Here is a 7,244-nt window from a genome sequence, read left to right on the forward strand (position 1 = left end):
CTCCGAGGTCTCGGCCACCTCCTCGATCGAATCGATGTGCGCCCCGAAGGTGTGGCGCCCACCCTTGACGTAGATCGGCCCCTGGTCGAGCGAGTTGTCGGCCGTCGACGGCCCGAGGCCGGCGATGATGTCGTAGACGTCGCTCGGGTCGAAGGGATTGCTGAAGGCATTGAAACCGTCGATCCGCACGTTCACCCGCGGGCAGCACGCCACCGAGGTCTCGCCGACGTTCTCGGTGCGGCTGTTCCAGTAGGTCTCCTTGAGGTTTCCGGGCAACGTGGAAGGTGCGGGGACGAAGGTGGGCCCGCTGTCGGCGGTCGTGCGGGGAACCACGAATGCACCCCAGCCGGAGTTCGTGTCGAACACCAGGTTGGCCGGCTCGGGCTCGCGCACGACGTACGGTCCGGCGCTGACGTAGTCGTCACTCCACTTCCCGGAGTTGTCCATCGCCCGGATGTTGAAGTAGTAGGTCCCCGGAACGAGCTGGTCGGTGGTGTACTCCGTGACGTCGTCGATGTCGAGGATCGCACTCGGGATCGAGGCCGCATTGGACGACACGAAGATCCCGTAGCCCTGGATGCCCGACTGGTCGTCGGTCGCCGTCGTCCACGTCAGCCGGATCGTGTTGTCCGGCGAGGACACGTTCACGTCGTGGCTCGAGGAGGTGAGGTTCGACACGACGCCCGGCTTCGCGTTGTCGGTCTCGTAGCCGTTGTTCGCCGCGGTGAACCAGATCGCCTCACGGATGGCCGGCGTGGTTCCGTAACGGCCGAGGAAGTTGGCCAGGAAATCCACCGGCGTGAGCGGATCGTCCTGCACGGTCACCGTGAAGATCTCGTCGGCGCCCCAGCTCATCCGGTCCTCGCCGTCGAAGTCGGGCTGGTCCTCGTTGTCCGCGTCCTCGATGTCGCGCAGCAGCGCGGCCAGGAAGCCCTCGGTGATCCGCGGAGGGTCGTAACTTCCGTCGCACTGCAACGGATCCTCCATGTCGCGAACGTTCATCACCGCGTAGCCGTAGGTCGACAGGTGGTCGCGCGTGACGACGTCGGCCAGCCAGTTCGGCCAGCCCTCGTTCCAGGCGTCGTTGTCGGTCTCCTCGCACCAGATGCAGTGCCCGCAGCCGTCGTCCCAGAACTCGTACCAGTCGGTGGGGCTGTCGCAGATGCCGTTGCAGTAGTCCGGCGTCTGGCTCTGCGCGAAGTTGTGGATGAAGTGATGGCCGTACTCGTGGGCGCAGGTGGCCTCGTTCCACTGGCGTCCGCTCGACATGTGGATCTCTTCGAAGAACGGACGGTAGAAGGCCCCGGTGTCGCCGTCGGGCCACTGCACGTCGACCGAGGGCGGATCGTAGGGCGTGTTGTTCACGACCCAGCGCCACGAGCGCAGGACGTGGTTGAAGATGTGCGGACCGGCCTGGAGGCTCTCGTCGGAGGGCCCGAGCCACCCGAAGTCGTGGTAGCTGCCCTCGAAGTCGCCGAGGGTACCGCTCGCGAAGCGGTAGTTCACCTCGAAGGCCGCCGATTCGACGACGACCTCGGAGTTGGCGAGCTCGAACTCCACGTAGATGTCGGGGCGCTTGTCGCACAGCGCGCAGGGATCCCAGTCGAAGGTGAAGCTGTAGTAGCCGTTGGCGTCGGTGAGGCCCTCGGCGAGCTTCGTGTCGAAGGTGCTGTCCTCGTCGAACACGCGGACCGTGGCGTTGTCCACGCCGAGTGTCTGCCCGTCGTCGCGGGCGTAGACGAAGCGTCCCTCGATGGTGATCGAGCGGCGCTTGCCGAGCTCGCCGGTGGAGCGCTCGAGGGCCGTGTCGCCGCTCTCGTCGACGATCGTGGCCAGTGAGGGCGTGCGATCCTTCGCCGCGCGCTCCGGGGCCGGCGCGGGGCGCAGGTCCGGATCCGGGACCACGCCGGGATGTGGGATCGCGCGCCCCAGCGGGTTCTCGACCATCGCGCTCACCTCGACCTGCTCGCGATGGGCGCGCGGGCTCAGGTCGAAGGCCTTGCCCACGGTGCGCTCGCCCATCCGCGCGGTCACGCGCAACGGCGCGGACGGATCGCTCGGCGTACCGACGAAGGGCAGATCGACCGAGTCCCCGGCTCCGAGTTCGAGATCGGCGATCGCGCGTTCGAAGCGCACCGTCCAGCCGGTCCCGGCGAGATCGAGGTCGGCCAACGTGAGGGGCTGCCCCGCCCGGACCCGCAGGACACCGCGATAGGCCTCGCCGGCGCGAGCGGCGGCGGGCTCGTGGACCAGGGTGAAACCGACCGGCGGTCCGACGGTGGACCGGGCCCCGGTCGGGACGAACAGGAGCAGCAGGGACGCGAACACGAGAAGACGACGGGACACGGGTGGACCTCCGCAGCAGCGAGCATGGATCGGGACCGCGCGCGACGGCGCGCGGACGAGCGGGAACGAGCCGGACCGCGTCAGCGCGGTGGCTCGCGTCGCTCCTGCGGGGTTCCCGTGATGCCCTCGCGGCGCATGCGCTCGAGCGCGGCCTCGAGGTCCTTCACCGTCGTGTCGTCGCCGCGCTCGCGGGCGTGGCGGATCTGGATCTCGACCATCCGGACCTCCGCCGCCCGGCGCGCCGCCTCGACCTCGCGCTGCAACGCGAGGACGGCCGCCCCGTCGCGGGCCGCGGTAGCGGTCTCGATCCGGGTGCGCAGCGCCGCCACCCGGTCCTGCTCGGCGACGAGCGCCGAGCGGATCTCGCGCATCTCGGGCGAGAGGGCTTCGACGGCGTCCTCGGGCAACGCGAGGAGCCCGTAGCGGGTGGGGTCTCCGGGTCGGATTCCCTCGAGCATCTCCTCGATCTCGGCAGCGTTGACGTCGAGCACGCGCTCGTCGTCCGCCGTGGCCGGAGTCGGCAACGCGAACAGACAACCGAGAACGAGAAGGATCATCGGGGAACGACGAACCGTGGTGGGTACGGCGAGATTCATCAGCGATCACCTGGTCAGGGGGTGCCGGGCGCGATGCAGTCCTGGATTCGTCCCGTAGAACGTACCACGGATCGGGATCCGGACATCGGATCGACTCCGGATCAGCTGCCGATCCGCCGGCACTTCTCCTTCAACCAAGCACGATCGGCACGGTCGAGATGCGGCGAGAGTTCGCGCTGCACGCGACGGTGGTAGGCATCGACCCACTTGCGGTGGGCGTCGGAGAGCAACGAGGGCTTCACCAACCGCAGGTCGATCGGACACAGGCTGAGGGTCTCGAAACGCAGCCAGGCTTCCCGGGGGGTCGAGTGGTCCGGGTCTTCGACCACCAGCACCAGGTTCTCGATGCGGATCCCGTGCGAGCCGTCCTCGTAGTAGCCGGGCTCGTTGCTGAGAACGTTGCCGGCCTCCAGGGCCGCGCCGCTGCACCGCGGCGAGATCGACTGCGGACCTTCGTGCACGTTGAGGTGTGCGCCCACGCCGTGACCGGTCCCGTGGCGGTAGTCCAGCCCTGCCCGCCACAGGTGCATGCGGGCGAGCGTGTCGAGTCGCAGGCCCCGGGTGCCCGCGGGGAAGCAGGCGGTCGCGAGCTCCACGTGGCCCATCAGCACACGGGTGTACTGTTCCTTCTGCGCGGCCGTGGGGCGCCCGCCCAGGCACAGCGTGCGGGTGATGTCCGTGGTGCCATCGGTGTACTGGGCGCCGCTGTCGACGAGGTAGATCCCCCGCGGCTCCAGGACGACGTCGGTGCTCTCGTCCACGGAGTAGTGGATGATCGCGCCGTGCTCGGCGTAGCCGCTGATGGTGCGGAAGCTCGGCCCCTGGTAGTGGTCGCCCTCGGCGCGGATCGCCTCGAGCGTGGCGGCCGCGGTGAGTTCGGTGACGTCGCCCGAGCGTACCTCGGACTCGAGCCAGCGCAGGAAGCGCACCATGGCCACGCCGTCGCGCACGTGGGCGGCGCGCATGCCCTCCTGCTCGGTGGCGTTCTTGCGCGCCTTCATGGCCGCGATCGGACTCGCGGTCACGTGCAGCGACGCCCCACGCAGGCGATCCACGACCCAGCGACTGGTGCCGTCGCCGTCGACCCACACGCGACGCCGCGCGCGCCCGAGTTCACGTAGAGCGGCCCCGGTCTCGCGATACGGACGCACGGCGACGTGGCGACCCAGGTGGCGCTCGACCTCGGGCGTGACCTTCACCGGGTCGACGAAGAGCGTGGCCGCGTCGCGCTCGACGATCAGATACGCGATGGCCACGGGATTGAAGTCGACGTCGCGGCCGCGGAGGTTCGTGGTCCACATGATCGCGTCGAGCGCGGTGACCACGAGCGCGTCGACGTCGGCGTCGACCATCGCCGCGCGCACGCGCTTCAGCTTGCCGGCCAGGCCCTCGCCCGCGAAGCGTGTGGGCTGCACCCGCAACGGCGTGCGCGGCAGCCGGGGCTGGAACTTCCACACCCGATCGATCAGGTTCGTCGCGATCGGCTTCAGGCGTGCTCCTCGTTCCGCGAGCGCCTCCCCCAGCGACCGGGCCCGCTGCATCGACACCACGCGCGGATCGACCCCGACCCGATCGCCGTCGGAAGCACGACCCACCAGGAAACGCTGGATCGATGGCACTCCGGGCATTCCCATGCGGAACAGGTGCACGCCGGTGCCGCGCAGTTGCCGTTCGGCCTGCAGGAAATAGCGGCCGTCGGTCCACAGACCCGCGCCGTCGAGCGTGATCACCGCATCGCCCGCCGATCCGGTGAAGCCGGTGACGAAGTCGCGTCGCTTCCAGTGATCGGGCAGGTACTCGCTGTGGTGCGGATCGGTGCCGGGCACCAGATAGGCGTCGATCCCCTTCGCGCGCATCTGCTCGCGCACGGCCTCGATGCGTTCACGGATCTCCATGGACCGACTCCTCCCGGTGGTGGGTGCCGGCGGAGTCTATCGGGCGGCCGCAGCCGCAACAAGCACGCTCACGCGGGGAGGACTTCGTCGCCCCGCGATCGGATGCGCTGCCTGCGTTCCAGGGAGGCGAGGATCGACTGCACACTGCGCGCAGCGAGCTCGTGCATGGAGTCGGGCACGTCGACGTAGACCCGTCGGGTGATGGTGTCGACGGTGCGGGCGCCCTGGACCACCGCCTCGAGCACGGCCCGTTCCCGCTCGCGTCGGTGCGCGATCTGATCGGCCAGGACCTTCGTCCCCCGCGCGTCGGCCGGACCGTGCGCGGGGAAGACGACCTGTACGTCGAGCTCCGCGAGGCGCTCGAGACCGCTCATGTACGAATCCAGATTCCCGTCGGCGGGATCGATCAGGATCGACGACACCGTGCTCACCATGTCACCGGCGATCAACGACCCGTAGCGATCCTCGAAGAAACAGAGGTGACCCGGTGCGTGGCCGGGCGTGAAGTGACACTCCAGCCACCAGTCACCGCGACCGTCGGGTCCGTGCCCGAGCTCGAGCCGTTCACCGTCGGCGAGTGTCCGGTCGACCGCGAAGTCCACGCGGGCCGCGGTTTCGGCGTGCGCCCACACGGGCAGATCGAAGGTGTGGCGGACGAAGGGCACCGCTCCGACATGGTCGGGATGATGGTGGGTGAGCAGGACCGCGCGCAGCCGCCGGCCCTCGTCCCGTGCCCGGCGCAGCGCGAGGGCGAGCGCGTGCTGTTCGTCGGCGTGAGGAGTCGCGGGATCGATCACGTAGGCCGGGTCCCGCCCGACCACGTAGGTGTTCGTGTGCTCGGCCGGCGGCAGGGTGGGCGTGCGCAGCGCCAGCAGTTGCACGGCCGGGTTGTTCCAGATCGGCTGCGGCGCCGGTCCGTCGATCTCGCGTTGCAGGGCCGTGAGGGCGTCGGGCCAGGCCTCGAAGGGTAGACCGCGGATCGCGCGAAGAGTGAGGACGTTGGGTGGCGCCAGGGCCACGTGACCCCGATCGAAGCGTTCGAGCCATCCGTGCGCCGTGTCCCAGTCGGAGTCTTCGAGCTCCTCGGGCTGCAGGTCCCCCATCGCGCGTTCGCCGAGCGTGCCGAGGAAGAACCGGGTGTCGAAACGGCGGGGATAGAACGCAGGCGTGACCAGGCGCAGGACGGGATCGCCCACGTCCTCGAGTTCGGAGACCGTGCACTCCTCGCTCCAGTCCACGCGCCCGTCGATCAGGGCGCGACGCCACGCGGGATCCACCGGCCTCCGACGCCCGGAGCGGAGGTCCAGACCCAGTTCCTCGCACATCTCGCGGACGAGGGCCGAGCGGAGCACCGTGGTCCGGTCGTCGCCGCCCAGGCGGCGATCGGCGTCGTCGACGCGGCCGCCGACGAAGGCGTACACCGATCCGAAGAAGCGCATGCCCCGCGCACGGCGGGCCATGAACAGCCGGTCGTCGTCCGGCGCGCGGCGCAGGATCAGGGCACTTGCGGCAACGGGTTCACGGTGCATGGGTCCGGGACGGAACGGGAAGGCGACCGGAAGCGCTCCCGTGCACGATCGCACCGGCGCGGCGATCACGCATCCCGCCGCGCGGATCCGTCAGCGGGCGTTCCCCGCGCCCTCGTCCGATGCCGGTACGTCCCCGGTGACCTCTGCAGACGGATCGCGGAGCGTCACGGGCAGAGCGCCCCAGATCTCCACCAGGCGTTCCCGCGCCCGCGCGTCCGAGAGCTCGTCCGACGCCTCCAACGAGGCCGCCAGAACAACGAAACCATCGGTCGGCGTCGACGGAGGAACGTCGTTCGACCCGGGCTGCTCGAACCACCCGGCCCACGCGGTCAGCGCTTCTGCCCAGGCAAGGGTCGAATCGGCGGCCGACGAGGGCAGGTCGGACCCCGCCCCCGACCGACGCAGCAGTTCGGGACGGCCCGCGGCCAGTCCCGCATGCAGGCGCCGCAGCCGGGGCACGAGATCGTTCACGGCGCGGGCCTCGGCCCGCAGGAGCTCCGCGACCGTCGAGTCGCGCGCGTCGGGTGAAGCGAGCACCCCGGCGATCGCCCCGTCGAGCGCGCGCGCCGTCGCCTGCAGGGTCGACTCGAGCTGGCGTTCGAATCCGGCCCGGCGACGGCTCAGGGTCTGCCGGAACTCGAAGCGCGGTGGCTGCGTCGAGCGGTGCTCGTCGATCCTCGCGAACTGATCGTCCACATAGGTCGCCAGATCGGCGCGGACCCCCACCTCGAGGGGATCCACGTCGACGACCGTCCGCGAATCGGGCGAGCCGCCGAAGACCGATCCGCCCAGCGCGAACCAGGCACCGGCACCGAGGCCGAGCACCACCAACAGGATCCCTCCGATCCGCACTCCCGATGGGATCCCGCCCGACGGGG

Annotated in this window: 5 protein-coding genes; all 5 read right to left on the minus strand. The window is 69.9% G+C overall.

Going from position 1 to position 7,244, the window contains the following annotated elements; translation table 11 throughout:
- Nucleotides 1–2,346 (minus strand): hypothetical protein (locus VKA86_04635; GenBank protein HKK70481.1); only part of this gene is annotated, 2,346 nt, incomplete at its 3' end.
- A gap of 80 nt (nt 2,347–2,426) precedes the next feature.
- The gene (locus VKA86_04640) at nt 2,427–2,942 is read right to left on the minus strand and encodes a hypothetical protein (GenBank protein HKK70482.1); all 516 of its coding nucleotides are present in this window, start codon (nt 2,940–2,942) and stop codon (nt 2,427–2,429) included.
- Between the two features lie 101 nt (nt 2,943–3,043).
- Nucleotides 3,044–4,837 (minus strand): aminopeptidase P family protein, encoded by a 1,794-nt coding sequence (locus tag VKA86_04645; GenBank protein HKK70483.1) that lies wholly within the window; start codon nt 4,835–4,837, stop codon nt 3,044–3,046.
- 68 nt (nt 4,838–4,905) lie between these two features.
- The gene (locus tag VKA86_04650) at nt 4,906–6,366 is read right to left on the minus strand and encodes an MBL fold metallo-hydrolase (protein ID HKK70484.1); all 1,461 of its coding nucleotides are present in this window, start codon (nt 6,364–6,366) and stop codon (nt 4,906–4,908) included.
- A 90-nt stretch (nt 6,367–6,456) separates the two neighbouring features.
- Nucleotides 6,457–7,244 (minus strand): hypothetical protein (locus VKA86_04655; GenBank protein HKK70485.1); only part of this gene is annotated, 788 nt, incomplete at its 5' end.

The organism is Candidatus Krumholzibacteriia bacterium (assembly GCA_035268685.1).
Taxonomy (GTDB): Bacteria; Krumholzibacteriota; Krumholzibacteriia; order JAJRXK01; family JAJRXK01; genus JAJRXK01.

Excerpts from the sequence above, each read along its gene's own strand:
- VKA86_04640 (HKK70482.1), bottom strand. The coding sequence starts at position 2,942 with ATGAATCTCGCCGTACCCACCACGGTTCGTCGTTCCCCGATGATCCTT.
- VKA86_04645 (HKK70483.1), bottom strand. The coding sequence starts at position 4,837 with ATGGAGATCCGTGAACGCATCGAGGCCGTGCGCGAGCAGATGCGCGCG.
- VKA86_04650 (HKK70484.1), bottom strand. The coding sequence starts at position 6,366 with ATGCACCGTGAACCCGTTGCCGCAAGTGCCCTGATCCTGCGCCGCGCG.